Annotated in this window: 13 protein-coding genes; 10 read left to right on the top strand and 3 right to left on the bottom strand. The window is 35.3% G+C overall.

The genetic code is table 11. The features are described 5' to 3' along the window. Window positions 1–6: 6 nt before the first annotated feature. A complete protein-coding gene (locus Q9Q97_RS02810) occupies window positions 7–3,063 on the bottom strand; it encodes a TonB-dependent receptor (protein ID WP_306154183.1) in 3,057 nt (1,018 codons plus the stop codon). Between the two features lie 573 nt (window positions 3,064–3,636). Here Q9Q97_RS02810 and Q9Q97_RS02805 point away from each other — a divergent pair. After that, entirely contained in the window at window positions 3,637–4,326 is a 690-nt protein-coding gene (locus Q9Q97_RS02805) for an NUDIX domain-containing protein (RefSeq protein ID WP_306154181.1), read from the top strand. Between the two features lie 396 nt (window positions 4,327–4,722). Here Q9Q97_RS02805 and Q9Q97_RS02800 read toward each other — a convergent pair whose 3' ends face one another. Next, entirely contained in the window at window positions 4,723–5,721 is a 999-nt protein-coding gene (locus tag Q9Q97_RS02800; RefSeq protein WP_306154179.1) for a GntR family transcriptional regulator, read from the bottom strand. 161 nt (window positions 5,722–5,882) lie between these two features. Between Q9Q97_RS02800 and Q9Q97_RS02795 the strand changes: the two genes are divergently transcribed. From Q9Q97_RS02795 to Q9Q97_RS02775, 5 genes are all read left to right on the top strand, one after another. Further along, window positions 5,883–6,875: an aldose epimerase family protein gene (locus Q9Q97_RS02795; RefSeq protein WP_371878202.1), complete on the top strand. Its 993-nt coding sequence runs from the start codon at window positions 5,883–5,885 to the stop codon at window positions 6,873–6,875. A gap of 217 nt (window positions 6,876–7,092) precedes the next feature. Continuing rightward, the gene (gene galK, locus Q9Q97_RS02790; protein ID WP_306154175.1) at window positions 7,093–8,253 is read left to right on the top strand and encodes a galactokinase; all 1,161 of its coding nucleotides are present in this window, start codon (window positions 7,093–7,095) and stop codon (window positions 8,251–8,253) included. 18 nt (window positions 8,254–8,271) lie between these two features. Further along, window positions 8,272–9,330: a UDP-glucose--hexose-1-phosphate uridylyltransferase gene (locus tag Q9Q97_RS02785; protein ID WP_306154173.1), complete on the top strand. Its 1,059-nt coding sequence runs from the start codon at window positions 8,272–8,274 to the stop codon at window positions 9,328–9,330. A 250-nt stretch (window positions 9,331–9,580) separates the two neighbouring features. Further along, on the top strand, window positions 9,581–11,266 hold the full coding sequence (locus Q9Q97_RS02780) for a sodium/sugar symporter (protein ID WP_306154172.1): 1,686 nt from the start codon (window positions 9,581–9,583) through the stop codon (window positions 11,264–11,266). Window positions 11,267–11,705: 439 nt separating this feature from the next. After that, window positions 11,706–12,485 carry an SDR family oxidoreductase gene (locus Q9Q97_RS02775; protein WP_306154170.1) on the top strand — a complete coding sequence of 260 codons (780 nt, stop codon included), beginning with the start codon at window positions 11,706–11,708 and terminating at the stop codon, window positions 12,483–12,485. A gap of 280 nt (window positions 12,486–12,765) precedes the next feature. On the opposite strand, the gene Q9Q97_RS02770 is transcribed toward Q9Q97_RS02775, so the two are convergent. Continuing rightward, the gene (locus Q9Q97_RS02770) at window positions 12,766–13,632 is read right to left on the bottom strand and encodes an AraC family transcriptional regulator (RefSeq protein WP_306154168.1); all 867 of its coding nucleotides are present in this window, start codon (window positions 13,630–13,632) and stop codon (window positions 12,766–12,768) included. A gap of 171 nt (window positions 13,633–13,803) precedes the next feature. On the opposite strand from Q9Q97_RS02770, the gene Q9Q97_RS02765 reads away from it, so the two are divergent. The 4 genes from Q9Q97_RS02765 (at window position 13,804) to Q9Q97_RS02750 (ending at window position 17,978) form a co-directional block, all read left to right on the top strand. Next, complete coding sequence (locus Q9Q97_RS02765) at window positions 13,804–15,459, top strand: UxaA family hydrolase (RefSeq protein ID WP_306154166.1); 1,656 nt, start codon at window positions 13,804–13,806, stop codon at window positions 15,457–15,459. Between the two features lie 212 nt (window positions 15,460–15,671). Continuing rightward, window positions 15,672–16,436: an SDR family NAD(P)-dependent oxidoreductase gene (locus Q9Q97_RS02760; RefSeq protein WP_306154164.1), complete on the top strand. Its 765-nt coding sequence runs from the start codon at window positions 15,672–15,674 to the stop codon at window positions 16,434–16,436. 339 nt (window positions 16,437–16,775) lie between these two features. Then, window positions 16,776–17,630 (top strand): fumarylacetoacetate hydrolase family protein, encoded by an 855-nt coding sequence (locus Q9Q97_RS02755; RefSeq protein WP_306154163.1) that lies wholly within the window; start codon window positions 16,776–16,778, stop codon window positions 17,628–17,630. A gap of 12 nt (window positions 17,631–17,642) precedes the next feature. Further along, a complete protein-coding gene (locus Q9Q97_RS02750; RefSeq protein ID WP_306154162.1) occupies window positions 17,643–17,978 on the top strand; it encodes an L-rhamnose mutarotase in 336 nt (111 codons plus the stop codon). The last annotated feature ends 131 nt before the right edge of the window (window positions 17,979–18,109 follow it).

Raw genomic sequence — 18,109 nt, 5'->3', positions numbered from 1 at the left:
CCTGGTTTAGAAGCTCACTTCTACTCCTAAAGAAATTGTTCTCGGATTTGGAAAAGATCCTGCATCATATCCTCTTGAAAGCAATCCGTCACTGTTAAAGTCTGGATCGTATCCTTTATATTTAGAGATAATCAACAAGTTTTGACCATTTAGGTAAACCTTAGCTTTTTCAATAAATTTATCCTTAAGCGGAATGTTATAACCGATTTCCATTGTCTGCAGTTTCAAATAATCACCGCTTTCAATAAATCTGTTTGAATCTCTAGCATTTCCATTTGGATCTCCAATAACTGGAGCAGGAATATTGGTATTGGTATTAGTTGGAGTCCAATAATTTAATTCGTCTGTATGATGGTTCGTGTATTGACCAATCATTAAGTTGCGGTACATGGCATTAAATACTTTATTTCCACCAGCTCCCTGCCAAAACATGGAGAAATCAAAGTTGGAATAAGAAGCGCTAAAATTAAATCCGAAACCATATTTAGGAATCGTTACGCCTTGAAACGTTCTATCAGCATCAGTTATAGCTCCGTCACCGTTTACATCTCTAAATTTCACATCTCCAGGAGCCGCGCCGGTTTGAGTTGGAGAAGACGCAACCTCAGCCGCATTTTGGAAAATTCCAATCGCTTCCCAAGCAAACATTTCTCCTACTGATCTTCCTACTTCTGTTTTAGAAACTGCTCCGTAAATAGGGTTTCCGTTTACACCGATTTTAGTCACTTCATTTTTAAGTGTTCCAAAGTTGGCCGAAATATCATATTTAAATTTATGATGATGATTGCTGTAAGACGCTGTAAATTCTACTCCTGAGTTTTTCATCGATCCAGCGTTTGTTGTCACACTTGCCGGAAACGCTCCTGTAGAAAACGGAAGAGGAACTCCCAATAATAAATCGTCTGATTTTTTCATGAAATATTCAGCCGTGAACTGTAAATCATTATTGAAGAATCCTAACTCGATTCCCACATTGGAGTTGATCGATTTTTCCCATTTTACATTCGGGTCAAGCGCTGCAACTACCGTTGTTCCTGGAGCAAGCTCATTATTAAAATCGTATCCTGCAAAACTGTTTACTGTGGAAGCAAAGAAATATTGCAAAATAGTATTATTTCCTAATGTTCCGTAACCTCCTCTAAGTTTAATATTGCTAATCCATTCAGGCAGAGTCCAGAATTTCTCATTGCTAAGTTTCCATCCTCCTGAAAAAGAGTAAAAGTTTGCCGAATTATTTTTTTCGCTGAAAAGCGATGTTTTATCTTGTCTAAAATTAGCCTGCAATAAATAACGGTCATCATAAGCATAATTCAATCTGCTGATGTAAGACACTCCTGTTATCGTAAATTTATACTCTGATGCATTTCTAGCATCTGCATATTGAAGCATCGGAATGTCGTTTGGAGTAAAACCTACACCTCTCATATTATATCTATGATAATCTCTTTTTTCTTGAATCCAACCTGCAAGAGCATCAATTTTATGTTTGCCTAAAGTAACTTCATAAGTTAAAATGTTATTTAAGAATGTTCTTAACTCATTTCCTTTTTCAACATCTAGAGAAGCTTCATCATTTGTTGTAATATAATACCAACCTAAATCACTTGGCGGCATAAACTTTCTAGTTTCCCAGTCTGTTCTGTCATAACTTACGTCTAATTTGTATTTAAGACCTTTTACAATTTCAACTTCTCCCCAAACGTCTCCAATGAAACGGTTTCTTTTTCCGTTATTGTCAATTAAATTATTGTACCCAATTGGGTTCATCGAAATAGCTCTTTGCGTCAAGTTGTCTGTACCGCCGTAACCTCCAAGTCTGTTGGCATCGTAAACTGGCATTGTCGGAATAGCTCCTAAAATGTCACTAACAACAGTTTGTCCAGCATTGTATTCATTAAAAATTTCTTTATCAGATTGTGTATACGCTATTTTCGCACCGTATTTAAATCTTCCTTTTTTACCGTTTAAATTTAAATTGGTTGACAATCTCTCATAATCTTGAGGCGTTTTGATGTAGCTTGTATTTTTAAAATAATCCACATTAAAACTATAGGCAATACTTTCTGCACCACCAGTAAATGTAAGAGCTTGATTTTGAACTACACCAGTCTGAAAAGATTCTTTCTGCCAGTCTGTATTTACATTTGAAATATACGAAGGGCTATTTGGGTCATTCCCTGGCGCAATACTTACAGGAACTCCTGCTCTAATATCTCTGTTTCTTTCAGCTTCACTAGTGATTTTCTGATATCCTACGCGATCTGTAACATCCCATTTTTTAGCCACATTTTGAAGACCTACAATCGACTTGAATTTAATATCCATCTTGCCTTGTCTACCTTTTTTAGTTGTAATAATTACAACACCATTCGCACCGCGAACACCATAAATAGCAGCAGACGAAGCGTCTTTTAAAACCTGCATCGATTCTATTTCTCCTGGAGCAAAGTCGTATGGAGAATCGACCATAATCCCGTCTATTACAAACAGCGGATTATTGTTACTAAATGAAGTTATCCCTCTAATTTTTACATTGACAAAACCGCCTGGTTCTCCCGAAGATTGCACCGTAACACCTGGCACTTGCCCTTGAAGCATTTTAGCAGCATCGTAAGTCACTACTTTTTTAGCCGATTCTAGATTAACAACACTTACAGAACCTGTTAAGTCCGATTTCTTTTGAGTTCCGTAACCAATAACAACTACCTCATTAAGTTTGTTGGTGTCTTCGCCCAAAGCCACATCAATTTTAGACTGGCTTCCTACGACTATCTCTTTGTTCTGAAATCCTATAAATGAAAAAACTAAAACATCATTTGGCGATGCTTTAATCGAATACTCTCCGTCAAATCCAGTTGCAGCAACTGTTTTGGTTCCTTTTATAATAATGTTTACACCCGGCAAAGGAAGATTGTCTTGCGCCGATGTTACAACCCCTGTAATCGTTTTGCCTTGAGCAGACAACTGATTTACAGAAAATAATAGCATTAATATTGCTAAAATCCAGTTCGTTTTTGGCAATAGAAAATTGCAATACAAAAGTAATTTTTGTTTTGTAATCATAATGGTTTAGTTAAGATTGGTTAGTGGTTTTAGTTAATAAGTGTTAATCTTACATTTGTAAATTTAACTAAAAAAAAACCACGTAAACAAATTAATATCACAAAAAAACCGTCGAAAAAAAACACATATCGCAAATTAAGTGTTGAATTAACATTTAAAAATTCATAGTTTTTTCAAAAAAGCAGTCGTTTTTTTAGTTTTAATTGTGTAAAAAATACACTTTTAATGAAAAAGTCGTTTTTTAATCAAAAAACGGCTTCAATAAAAAATTGAAGAAATATTCTGTTTTTTAATGTTTTGAATGGAAAAAAATGATAGTTTTGTAGGTAAAGGATTGTTTATTTTCGATCGTTTCTGACTAAACAGAATCTTTTTTTGCAAAAAACTATCCTTTGCTATCCTGTTTTTTTCTTAAAAAAATCTTAAAATGGAGATTTGTATGTTATTTTTGTGTAAAATCTAACTTTTTTAACTTTACATTTGAGCAGTTATTTATGTAAGTGTAAAATCTACATTAATAAATTATGATAGCTTTTAAGAAGTTCATATATTTACCACACCAAATTAATATATATGCTAAATAGTTATAGCTCTGCTGATAAAGTTTTACTGGCAGTAGACTGCATCATTTTCGGATTCGACAATGACGGTCTGAAAATACTTCTTATTCAAAGAGATTTTGAGCCTGAAAAAGGAAAATGGTCTTTGATTGGAGGATTTCTAAAACGTGATGAAGTTTTAGACGCTGCCGCAACCAGAATATTAAATACATATACAGGTCTTAACGATATTTACATGGAGCAGTTATATGCTTACAGTGAAATTGATCGTGACCCTGTAGAAAGAACCATTTCGGTTTCTTATTTTGCTTTAATTAATATAGAAAACCACAATGCAGAACTGATCCAGAATTATCATGCAGAATGGTTCCCAATTAATGATGCTCCAAATTTAATTTTCGACCACAACGAAATGGTGCAGAATGCAATTAAAAGACTTCGATACAAAACTTCTATAAAACCAATTGGTTTTGAACTGCTTCCTGAAAAATTCACCATGCGTCAACTTTTAGAATTATACGAAGCGATTTTGAGCAAAGAATTGGACAAAAGAAATTTCATCAGTAAAATAAATTCTCTGGAAATCTTAAATAAACTGGACGAAAAAGACATGCAGTCTTCTCGTAAAGGTTCTTATTTATATACTTTTAATAAAGAGAAATATGAAGAAAAATTACTTAACGATTTTGTTCTGAATTTGTAAATAAACTGTAACGCATATTATTTAAACACATAGAAACATAGCTTTTCTTTGTGGAGAGAGGCGTTTCACTTTTTTAAATTCACATAGCTATGTGTGGAAACTAGTTTCTTTTGTATTCCTTTTAAAGTTCAAAAAATCTATGTTTCTATGTGTTCAATTTTTCAACACTCCCGATTGTCAGGCTGAGCGGAGTCGAAGGGCGCTCCAATAGGAACCTGGCTTCGACTCCGCTCAGCCTGACAAACTAAATGTGTATGTTTTTATTTTGTAAAAAATAATTAGCCACGAATTGAACTAATTTTCGCGAATTTATTTTCCACACTGATTATAAAATTTGTGCAATTCGTGTAATTGCTCCGCCTGTTCGCTATCGCTCGGGTCGTGGCTAAAAAAAATTTATAAAGAATTCCGCATAATAAGAGCAGATCTATTTTCGATCTGCTCTTTTGTTCCTTTTAGAACCATATCGGCTAGAATTTTTCCCATCAATTCAAAATTGGTTGAGATCGTCGTAATGCCGTTTGCCGCAATTTTCTTCAATGGCGTTTCATTATAAGATATAATTCCGAAATCTTCTCCGAGCTTTAAATTTCGATTAATGGCATTTTCGATTACCAAAAGCAAATCGCGATCGTTAGGAATAATATATAAATCTCCCAAAGCAATAGATTGGTTGCTGAAATCTGAGATAATTTCATACTCAAAACCATAGGTCTGGCAAAACAATTCAAAACCCAATTTCATTCCTGTAGGTTCTCTAAAACCAGAAAAAATTAAAATCAGTTTCTTGTATTTTGCCAATCGGGATTTGCCTTTTATCAAACCTTCATAAATATCTTTTTGATGATTCTGGTAAATCGCTGGGAACATTTTCAATTCCGAATTGGTCTGATCCAAAATAATTACGTCGCCTACTGGTAGGGTTTTTATAGAATCGACGATATCGTTTAAGTTCGTCGGCATAATAATGTACTTGGTATAATTTCCGTTACTGTCATTTAACAGCTTTTTGAAAACCTGAACATTAAAATGGTGAAAGAAAATATCAACCTGAACATTTTTTCCGATGTTTTTTAAAAACGAATTATAAATGTCTTCTTTGAAAATATTCAATTCGTCAAAAAGCAAAAAAACCTTCTGAGTTATAGTGATTTCAACACTTTTAACGTAATATCCTTTCCCAGGAATGGCATAAATAATTCCTCGTTTCTTCAATTCGTCGTACGCCAGCAAGACCGTATCTCGAGACAAAGAAAAAGCCAAACAAACTTTATTGACCGACGGAAGCCTGTCACCTTTAACTAAATTCCCCTCTTCAATAGCTTTTTCGATTGAAAGAATAATCTGCTTATATTTTGGCAGACCGATATTATTTTGAATTGAAATGATGCTCACGATAAAGTCATTTTGACTATTAATATTAAAAACTGGTAGATACTGGTATGCAAAAATAATAAATGTTTCTATTTTTGGATTTCACTTTTGGTAATTTTTTTATGGAAATAAAACACATATCGCATTTAAAGGAGAATCCTAATTGTAAATTGTTTGGTTTAATGCCTAATAAGGATGAAATTTATTCAATTGATCTAGTTAACAAAAACGGAATGAAAGTTCAGATCATCAATTATGGTGCAACGGTAACTTCGATTCAAATTCCGTTAAACGGAAAACTGGTAGATGTGGTTTTAGGTTTCGATAATATAGAAGCGTATTTAGAATCTTATAATTTACCAAGTGCTCCTTATTTCGGCACTACAGTGGGGCGTTATGCAGGACGCATTCATAAAGGTGCTTTTAACCTTAATGACATCGAATTTAAACTTGATGAAAATAATAACGGAAATACGCTTCACGGCGGTGATATGGGATTTGGAAGAAGAATCTGGAATGTAGCAAATGTAATTTCTGGAGAAAATTCATCTATTACTTTTAGTCTCTTGAGCGAACATTTAGATGAAGGTTTTCCAGGAGAAATGACTGTTTTCTTGACGTATACATTAACCGAAGAAAACGAATTAAAATTAGAATACAAAGCAACCTCAACAGAAGATACGGTTATTAACTTAACACATCACAGCTATTTTAACCTTGACGGACACGATGCAAATGTTCTGGAACAGCAAATGTTTATCAAATCGGCTAAAATGCTGGAAACAAATCCAGATAACATTCCAACTGGAAATTATACCGATTTAACGAATCATGATTTTGATTTCAGAACACCAAAAAACTGTCCGTTTCCTATTGACAATTCTTTCGTAGTCAATTCTAAAACAGAAATTGTGGCGCAGTTAATCAGTCTTAAAAATAACCTGAGAATGAATGTTTACACCGATCAGCCAAGTGTACATATATATGTAGGCGGAAATTGTTTCGGAAAACTAAAAGGAAAAGAAAATGTAGATTATAATGCACAAAGCGGAATTTGTTTTGAAACACAAAATTTCCCAGACGCTCCAAATCATGCTCATTTTCCGAATGCTGTTTTGAAAAAAGGAGAAGAATACACGCAGAAAACGCTTTACAAATTTGAAAGTTTAAATTAAAACAAAATTAAATTTAAATACATCGAGATTCAGTTTGTCACCCTGAGCGAAGTCGAAGGGCGCTCCAAAAAGAAGGCAAAGAGAAAAACTTTTCTTTCACATACTATGCTATGTGCATTTAAACTAGTGAAACGCCTTTTTTAAGTTTACAAAAACTATGTCTCTATGTGTTAAAAATTTGCTCAAAAGATTAAAACCACAATACACTAACTATATAATGAATGATATTTTAATACAGAATACCACTGCTTTTTTTGAGAAATCTTTCGGAGCTTCTCCAGAAAAAACAGTACTTTCTCCAGGCAGAATCAACATCATTGGAGAACATATTGACTACAATGATGGCTATGTTTTACCTGCCGCAATTGACAAAATAATCTGTTTTGCTTTTTCTAAAAACAATACCAAAACTTCAAAAATAATCGCGATTGATTTAAATGAAGAGTTTGAAATCGATCTAACTCAGGAAGTAAAATTGAGCGATGTTGTTTGGACCAATTATATTCGTGGCGTTATCAAACAATTGCAGGATAATGGCTTTTCTTTTGAAGGTTTCAACTGTGTTTTCAGCAGTAATATTCCAGTTGGTTCTGGATTATCTTCTTCGGCAGCTTTAGAATGCGGAATGATTTTCGGAATCAAATCTCTTTTTGATTTAAAATTGGAGAAAAAAGATATCGCATTATTAGGTCAGAAAGCAGAGCACTGGGTTGGAATCAACTGCGGTATTATGGATCAGTTTTCTAGTGTTCACGGACTTGAAAATAAAGTTATTCAGTTAGATTGCAATACCTTAGATTTTGAATATCACAACGCCGACTTCAAAGATTATTCACTTATTTTATTTGATTCTAATGTAAAACATTCGCTTTTTACATCAGAATATAATACGAGAAGAATTGAATGTGAAGAAGGTTTATCAATTATAAAAAGCCATTTTCCAGAAGTAAAAAGTTTTAGAGACGCTACCGAAGAACAGGTTTTAAGTCTAAAAGACAAATTTTCTGGAAAAGTTTTCAGCAGAGTTCATTTCGTAGTAAAAGAAATCAATCGTGTTATCAAGGCTTGCAAAGCTTTGGACGCCGGTAATATCGAACTTTTGGGCGAATTGCTTTTTGAAACACATTATGGTTTATCTCAAGAATACGAGGTAAGCTGCGAAGAATTGGACATGTTGGTTGATACCGCAAAAGAAGATGAAGCCATCGTTGGTGCCAGACTAATGGGCGGAGGTTTTGGCGGCTGTACCATCAATTTAGTTAAAAAAGGACACGAAAATGAGGTAAAACGTAAGTTCTCTAAGCTTTATTTAGATACATTTGGAATTGAATTAAAATTCTATGATGTAAAAATCTCAAACGGAACAACGCTACTTTAAAAACCACAACACACTACAATGAAAAATTTTGACATTAACGAAGATCCGCACAGACGCTTCAACCCACTAATTAACGAATGGGTCTTGGTTTCTCCTCACCGTTCAAAACGCCCTTGGCAGGGACAAAACGAAGTTATTTCTACAGAAGAACTTCCGCAATATGATCCAACCTGTTATTTATGTCCAGGAAATGTTCGCGCCAACGGAGCTCATAATCCCGCTTACGAAAACAGTTTTGTTTTTGAGAATGATTTTGCAGCTATGAAACAGGACGAAATTATTTTTGAAGAAGATATCAAACATACTTTTTTTAAAGCAAAACCAGAGCAGGGAATTTCACGAGTTGTCTGCTTTTCGCCAAGACACGATCTTACGTTACCAGAAATGGAAATTGCAGATATTGAGAACATCATCAAAACTTGGCAAAAAGAATATACCGATTTAGGAAACATTAAATTCATCAACCACGTTCAGATTTTTGAAAATAAAGGAAGCGTGATGGGTTGCAGCAACCCACACCCGCACGGTCAGATCTGGGCGCAATCTTCGCTACCAACTCAGGTGGAGAAAACCCACAACAGCTTAAAATCGTATTACGATAAAAACCAAAGAACGCTTCTAGAAGATTATGTAAAAGCCGAATTAAAAGTGGGCGATCGTATTGTAATCGAAAATGATCATTTTGTAGCATTAGTTCCTTTCTGGGCAATTTGGCCTTACGAAACTATGATTGTAAGCAAAAGAGCCGTAAACAAAATCACCGATTTTACTGCTGAAGAAAGTACCGCTTTCGCGAAAATCTTAAAGCAGCTTACCACGAAGTACGACAATTTATTTAATACTTCTTTTCCATATTCTTCAGGAATTCACCAATCGCCAACAGATGGATTGCTTCATCCAGAATGGCATTTCCACATGCACTTCTACCCACCGTTGTTAAGATCGGCAACTGTAAAGAAATTTATGGTCGGATACGAAATGATGGGCGAATCTCAACGAGACATTACTCCAGAAAAAAGTGCCGAAATCTTGAGACAGCTTTCAGATGTGCATTACAAAAGTCTGGTAAAAGCGTAAGAGTAAGTGTTGGAATTTAGTCGAAAATCAAAAATTTAACACAATTTGTTATTTATAAATGTAAAAAACACATTTACTAATGACCGATTTCTAAATTTTTATTTTACATTTGGCTTCTGCTTTTATTTTCGCAAAAAAATAACAGAAATAAAACACATCTTGCATTTTTAACAAGATTTAACAACATAAAAACAATTTAGAACCACATAAACAAACAACCCTATAATAATTATTTAAAATACTACTAACAATGAACCAAAACCTTGCTGTCGCAGATTATGCGGTTTTTATTATTTATTTTATCGTAGTTTCGGTCTACGGTTACACGGTTTACCGCAAACGTAAACAAGACGAACAAGATGCTAAGGCTTATTTTTTGGCTGAAGGAAATTTAACTTGGTGGGCAATTGGTGCTTCTCTTATTGCTTCTAATATCTCTGCAGAACAATTCATCGGAATGAGTGGTGAAGGTTTCTTTTTAGGAATCGCTGTTGCTGCTTACGAATGGCTTGCTGCCGTTGCTCTTATCATCGTAGCGGTATGGTTTATTCCTGTATATCTTAAAAACAAGATCTACACAATGCCTCAATTCTTAAAAACACGTTACAACGAATCTACTGCTTTGATTATGGCTGTTTTCTGGCTGTTTTTATACGTTTTTGTAAACTTAACTTCTATTCTTTATTTAGGAGCAGTTGCCATTAACGGTCTTGCGGGTGGAGAATATCTGCACGTAATCATGTTAGGATTAGCCATTTTTGCTTTATTTATTTCTCTTGGAGGAATGAAAGTTGTGGCTTACACAGACGTTATTCAGGTTGCCGTTTTAATTATCGGAGGTTTAGTAACTTCTTATATCGCATTGACAACTGTTGGAAGTGCTTTTGGAGTTGGAGAAAATGCAATTGCTGGTTTCAAAGTTTTAATGAAAGAAGCGCCTGAGCATTTCAAAATGATTATTCCAAAACCGACTGCAACTTCTTCTCAGTTAGAAATCGATAAATATTTAACTTTCCCAGGATTGTTATCTTACGCTGCTGGTATCTGGATCATCAACTTAAACTACTGGGGATGTAACCAATACATTACACAAAGAGCACTTGGAGCAGATTTGCAAACAGCTCGTACAGGAATTTTATTTGCTGGTTTATTAAAATTATTAATGCCGCTTATCGTAATGCTTCCTGGAATCGCTGCTTACGTTCTCTACACAAACGGACAATTGCCTCAATTGGTTGGAGGAAAAGATGGAGCTTATTCTGCCATTCTAACATTCCTTCCGACAGGATTAAAAGGACTTTCTGTTGCGGCTTTAACCGCTGCGATCGTTGCTTCTTTGGCTGGAAAAGTAAACAGTATTTCTACAATCTATACATTAGATATTCATAAAAAATACATTCAAAAAGATGCTGGCGAAAAACAACAAGTAAACATTGGTAGACTTGCTGTATTTGCTGCAATGCTTTTAGCTGTATTATTTACATGGAATGACATCTTAGGAATCGGTGGTGTTGGAGGATTTACATACATCCAAAAATATACTGGATTCATTAGCCCTGGAGTTTTTGCTATGTTCTTCTTAGGTATGTTCTGGAAAAGAACTACAGGAGCAGCAGCTATCGTGGGTGTAATTTTAGGATTTGTATTATCGGTTTTATTCAATGAATACGCTCCTGCATTATTTGGAAACGACACACTTTTATACACAGCTTACCCTAACGGAAAAGGAGCTTTCGAAATTCCGTTCCACATCTGTATGGGATTATCATTCTTATTTACAATGATTGCGATGATTCTAATCAGTTTCGCTGGACCAAAAGTAAACCCTAAAGCATTCGAGACTGAGCCTGGAATGTTCAAAGTTAAACCGCAGACAACGGTCTTAATCGTAATCACGATGCTGATCATTATCGCGCTTTATGTTAAGTTCTGGTAATAAATATCAGTTCTAATTCTCTCTATTTTTACAGCTGTTGTTTGTCATGAACAACAGCTGTAAATTTTTAAAAGAGTTTATTAAATGATATATTGCCACAGATTAAAAGATTAAAAGGATTATTTATGAATTAAATTGTCACCCTGAGCGGAGTCGAAGCCCACGTCTAATTGGAACGCCCTTCGACTCCGCTCAGGGTGACAAAACAGAGTGTAAAATCATTTTAATCCTTACAATCTGTGGCAAAAAAATTAAACACATAGAATCATAGATTTTGAAATGCGTTGAAAAGAGCAAAGAACAAATCTAGATTTGCACACATAGCTATGTGAATTGAAACAAATGAAATGCCTTTTCTACACAAAGTAGAGCTATGCCTCTATGTGTTAAAAAAATAGCACAACAGAAAACAAACAGTATTTAAATTAAAATAAAAATCATGCAGTTATCATTAACACAAAAAATCATTATCGTTACGGGCGGTGCAAAAGGAATCGGATTAGGAATCGTTAAAGTTCTTGCCGAAGAAAATGCCATTCCGTTTATCGTAGGACGTAACGAAAATGACAACATCAAAGCCGTAGAAGAATTAAAAGCCATTGGAAAAGAAGCGCATCAAGTTGCTGCCGACTTAACCAAACCAGAAGACTGCAAAAAAGCTGTTGAAGCCGTAATCGCCAAATTCGGAAGAATTGACGGATTGATAAACAATGCCGGAGTTAATGACGGCGTTGGACTAGAAAACGGAAATTACGAAGATTTCGCTGCTTCGTTGCACAAAAATTTGGTTCATTATTATTTGATGGCGCAGCACGCACTTCCATACTTGAAAGAATCAAAAGGTGCAATCGTAAACATTGGTTCTAAAACTGCTGAAACAGGACAAGGCGGAACCTCAGCTTATGCCGCATCAAACGGAGGAAGAAATGCTTTAACCAGAGAATGGGCGGTTGAATTACTAAAATACAGCATTCGTGTAAACGCGGTAATTGTAGCTGAATGTTACACGCCGCTTTACGAAACCTGGATCAATACTTTTGAAAATAAAGAAGAAAAATTAGCCGCAATTACTAAAAATATTCCGCTAGAAAATAGAATGACAACAGCCGAAGAAATCGCGAATATGGTGGTTTTCTTATTGTCTGAAAAATCAAGCCACACTACTGGACAGATTATTTATGTTGATGGTGGTTATACGCATTTGGATCGATCTATTTAATTTTTTTTACAAATTTTTTTCGCCACGAATTCACGAATTTTTTTTCACGCAGATTGAGCAGATTTACCTAATGATCTAATTCGTGAAATTCATCATTTTTCGCCACGAATTCACGAATTGCGATTGAAAAAATTCGTGAATTCGTGGCAACTTTTTTTAGCATTCCAGTTTGTCAGGCTGAGCGGAGTCGAAGCCCACGTCCAATTGGAGCGCCCTTCGACTTCGCTCAGGGTGACATAACTAGAATTAAAAATCCTTTTTAATCCTTTAATCTGTGGCATTAAACCAAAGCATTACTCTTAAACTCCGTAGGCGTTATTCCTTTACACTTTTTAAAGAGTTTATTAAAATTGGATGCCGTTTTATAACCGCACGCATACGCAATCTCAGACATACTTTTATCGGTTTCCAACAACAATTTACAAGCATTCGAAATCCTAATTTCATGCAGATAATCCATGAAATTTTTCTTGGTTTTGAGTTTAAACATTCTGCAGAAAGACGTCGGTGTCATATTCGCGACAGCGGCAATTTCTTCTAAGGAAATATTCTTTTTGTAATTTTTATTAACGTATTGAAAAACCTCCGAAATACGATCCGTTTTAGAATCCTTTTGCATTAAAGAATAAATTTCGTCGTTAATGTAAATCTTATCTGGACTATCTGAAAGAATCGATAGAATTTCGAAAAGTCCGACAATAACTTCGAAGTCTTTTTTAGCGACTAATTTTTCTAGTTTTTTGGCAATCTGTTTATTCGTTTTTCCAATAATTGAGATTCCTTTTCCTGCTTGCACAAAAAGCTCATTTATTTTTTGAGTTTCCTGTAATTCATAAAAAGCAGATCCGAAAATGTCTTTGTTGAAATACACCACAATCGAATTGGCTTTCAATTCTTCAATTCCCTGATAATATTTCTCGTCATTCAGCCAGACATGTGGAATATCAGAACCTAGAAAAACCATATCTCCTGGCTCAAACGGCATAACAGAATTCCCGATAATTCGCTTTCCAAAACTCTCTTTTACATACACTAATTCCAATTCTGGATGCGAATGAAAAGGCGATTGAAAAAAGGGTTCAATCCGATTCAAAACCGAAACTTTCGAGTTGAGATACGACGTTATTTTGGTTTGCTCTAATTTCATATTGCAAAGATAATAAAAGATTACACAAGGATAATATTAGGCTAATAACCAATACTTAAAAAAACTACTTTTATTTTTCGCTTATCTCTCATTTTTTTAAAGAAAATCAGGCTTTTGAATTGATTTAAAATCACGAGAAATGGCATCAAAAAAAGAAAAAAACAACAAGCAATGTCTGAGAATAACACAAAAAAACTGGTTGTAAAACTACATCCAGATGATAATGTTTTGGTTGCCCTGACCGATCTTCAAAAGGGAGAAACCATTCATTTTGAAAATGAATCTTACGTTTTAAGAGACCTCATCAAAGCCAAACATAAATTCTACATGCAGGATATGAAGCAGGGAGAAGAGGTAAATATGTATGGCGTTTTGGTTGGAAAAGTACAGTTTGATGTACCGCAGGGAAGTTTAATGACAACCGAAAACCTAAAACATGCGGCAGATCCTTACGCGTACAGAAATGCTTCTTACGAATGGACCGCACCAGATGTTTCTAAATTTGAAAACCGAACTTTTAAAGGATATAAAAGAAAAGACGGACGTGTTGGAACGGCTAATTACTGGCTTTTTATTCCGACTGTTTTTTGTGAAAACCGAAATCTTGATGTAATCAAAGAGGCATTACACAAACAATTGGGTTATGCTGTAACGGACAAATACAACCAATATACGCACGAATTGTTGGAAGGTTATTTGAATGGAAATGACATCAACGACATCAATATCGAATTGAATCCGACACCAAAAAACAAACGTGTTTTTGAAAATGTCGACGGAATCAAATTCTTAAATCACCAAGGTGGTTGCGGCGGAACGCGTCAGGACGCTTCTACTTTGAGCGCTTTATTGGCTTCTTATGCGAATCATCCAAACGTGGGCGGAATCACACTTTTGAGTTTAGGATGCCAGCATTTACAAGTTCAGGATTTTGTGAATGATGTAAAAAGACAAAATCCAGAGTTTGATAAACCGTTGTTTATTTTTGAACAGCAGCAAACCCAAAGCGAAGAAGTTTTGATTACCAATGCCATTAAAAAAACTTTTGAAGGTTTAATCGAAATCAATAAATACGAAAGAACCGATGCGCCATTAAGCGATTTATGCATTGGTGTAAAATGTGGCGGAAGTGACGGTTTCAGCGGTGTCTCAGCAAATCCTGCTGTGGGTTATACTTCTGATTTAGTTGTCGCTTTAGGTGGAAAAATTCTTTTGGCAGAATTTCCGGAATTATGCGGAGCTGAGCAAAATTTAATTGACCGTTGCGTTACCGAAGACAAAGCGAGAAAGTTTATTGATTTAATGGAATCTTATGATGAACTGGCACATAAAGTAGGTTCCGGTTTCCACATGAATCCTTCGCCGGGAAATATCAAAGACGGCTTAATTACAGACGCGATCAAAAGTGCTGGAGCAGCAAAAAAAGGCGGAACTTCTCCCGTAATTGACGTTTTAGATTATACCGAATTGGTTACAAAACCTGGTTTAAGTTTGGTTTGTACACCAGGAAATGATGTCGAAGCAACAACAGGAAAAGCAGCTTCTGGAGCAACACTTATTTTGTTTACAACAGGTTTAGGAACGCCGACAGGAAATCCAGTTTGTCCTGTAATTAAGGTTGCGACAAATTCTGTTTTAGCGACAAGAATGAAAGACATTATTGATATTGACTGTGGACCAATCATCAGCGGAGAAAAATCTATTGAAGAAATGGGCGAGGAAATTTTAGAATATTGCATCAAAGCGGCAAGTGGCGAAATTATTCCGAAAGCGGTTCAATTAAATCAGGACGATTTTATTCCTTGGAAACGAGGCGTATCTTTATAAGCTAAATTTCAATTAAAAAAGCATAAATTTCAACACATAGAGACATAGATTTTCTTATCTACAAAAGGCAATTAAAGTAAACTAGTTTACACACATAGACTATGTGAATTTTAATAAAGTGAAACGCCTTTTTAAACTCAAAAAAGCTATGTTTCTATGTGTTAAAAATTGCACTCGACAGATTAAAAAATAAATTATTAAACACATATAATATGTTTTCATTACAAAATAAAAAAGCCATTATCACAGGTGGAGGAAGCGGAATCGGAAGAGCGATTTCGGTTCTTTTTGCTAAACAAGGAGCAGAGGTTCACGTTTTAGAATTGACTGAAGAATCTGCAAAAGAAACGGTTGAAGAAATAAAATCGGCTGGCGGAAATGTTTTTGCTCACGCTTGCGATGTTTCAAACCACGAACAAGTAAAAGCAACTTTCGAGAAAATCGGAAACATCAATATTTTGGTAAACAACGCCGGAATTGCTCACGTTGGAAAAGTGGACACTACTTCCGAATCTGATTTTGACAGAATTATGAACGTAAACGTGAAAGGTGTTTACAACTGTCTTCACGCTTCGATTCCTGCATTGAGAGCTTCTGGAGGTGGAGTAATTTTGAACTTAGCTTCAATCGCTTGCTGGGTTGGAATTCCAGATCGTTTTGCTTATTCTACTGCAAAAGGTGCAGTTATGGCCATGACTTTATCTGTGGCTAAAGATTATTTGAACGATAAAATCAGATGTAATTCGATTTCTCCTGCGCGCGTTCACACGCCTTTCGTAGACGGATTTATCGCTAAAAATTATCCAGGAAAAGAAGAAGAAATTTTCGAAAAATTATCTCAGTCACAGCCAATCGGAAGAATGGGTAAACCAGACGAAATCGCAACTTTAGCATTATTCCTTTGTAGTGACGAATCTTCTTTCATCACTGGTTCTGACTACCCAATTGATGGTGGATTTATTAAATTGAATAACTAACAAAAGAATAGCCACGAATTGCTTCGCCTGTTCGCTATCGCTCGGGTCACGAATTTTTTCAAATTGTAATTCGTGAAATTCTAGGTGATTTTATTTCACGCAGATCTCACGAATAATTGAAATAAAAATTCGTGAATTCGTGGCGAAAAAAATATAAAGCCACAGATTTAAAGGATTAAACAGATATACACTGTTTTGTCAGGCTGAGCGTCCCGAAGTTTCGGGAGAAGCCCATTCCAATTGGAGCGCCCTTCGACTCCGCTCAGGGTGACAATCTAATTCATAAATCATTTTAATCCTCTAAATCTGTGGCAAAAAAAAAACAAAAAATAAAAGAATATGAAACTTATTAGATTCGGAGAAGAAGGAAAAGAAAAACCAGGAATTCTTCTAAATGATAAAAGATACGACGTTTCGTCTATCGTAACAACAGATTACAACGAAGCGTTTTTTGAAAATGACGGTTTAAAAAAATTAGAAGAAGCTTTAAAAAGTAATCCAGCTTTACCAGAAGTAAGCGATTCAGTACGTTTAGGTTCGCCAGTTGCAAGACCTTCAAAAATTATCTGCATCGGATTAAACTATGTGGATCACTGCGAAGAAACAGGCGCTGCAATTCCAGAAGAGCCAATTATTTTCTTCAAATCTACAACTTCTCTTTGCGGGCCAAACGATAATTTGATCATTCCAAAAAACAGTGAAAAAACAGACTGGGAAGTAGAATTGGCATTTGTAGTTGGGAAAAAAGCAAGCTATGTTTCTGAAGAAGATGCACCAAATTATATCGCTGGATATTGCCTTTTGAATGATTATAGCGAAAGAGCTTTCCAAATCGAGCGTGGCGGACAATGGGCAAAAGGAAAAGGTTCCGACACCTTCGCTCCTCTTGGACCAACAATGGTTACGCCAGACGAAGCTGGAGATGTAAACAATCTTAAAATGTGGCTGACTGTAAACGGAAAAACATTCCAAAACAGTAATACATCAAACTTGATTTTCAAAATTCCGTTTTTAGTGCATTATTTAAGCCAATTTATGACATTGCTTCCTGGCGACGTGATCAGTACAGGAACGCCTCCGGGAGTTGGATTGGGAATTAAACCAGATCCGATTTACATTAAAGCGGGTGACGTAATCGAATTAGGAATCGAAGGTTTAGGCACAAGTAAACAAACTGCTGTAGCTTATTCATAAATAAAAAATAATATGGCAGCACAAAAATTCTGTTTGGCCTTAGATTTAAAAGACGATCAAAATTTAATTGCAGAATACAAAGAACTGCATGAAAATGTTTGGCCAGAAATCAAGAAAAGCATTCAAGATTCTGGCATCGAAGTTTTGGACATTTACTGCACGGGAAATCGATTGTTTATGATTATCGAAGGAGATGAAAATTTCTCTTTCGAGAAAAAAGACGCCGCCGATGCAGCCAACGAAAAAGTTCAGGAATGGGAAACTTTAATGTGGAAATTCCAACAAGCTTTACCTTGGGCAAAACCGGGTCAAAAATGGATTTTGATGGATAAAATTTTTCAGTTGTAATTCATCAGAAATATTCCGCTAGGAATATCTCGTCGGTAGAAAAAAAAAATATTGCCACGGTGAATTATGTCCTGTAGGGACATCTGATTTTATGCAAATCCATTCGTCAATAATTCCAACGTTCCTACGGA

This window comes from Flavobacterium sp. DG2-3 (genome assembly GCF_030730925.1).
Classification (GTDB): domain Bacteria; phylum Bacteroidota; class Bacteroidia; order Flavobacteriales; family Flavobacteriaceae; genus Flavobacterium.
This window is presented reverse-complemented; position numbering and strand designations above follow the sequence as displayed.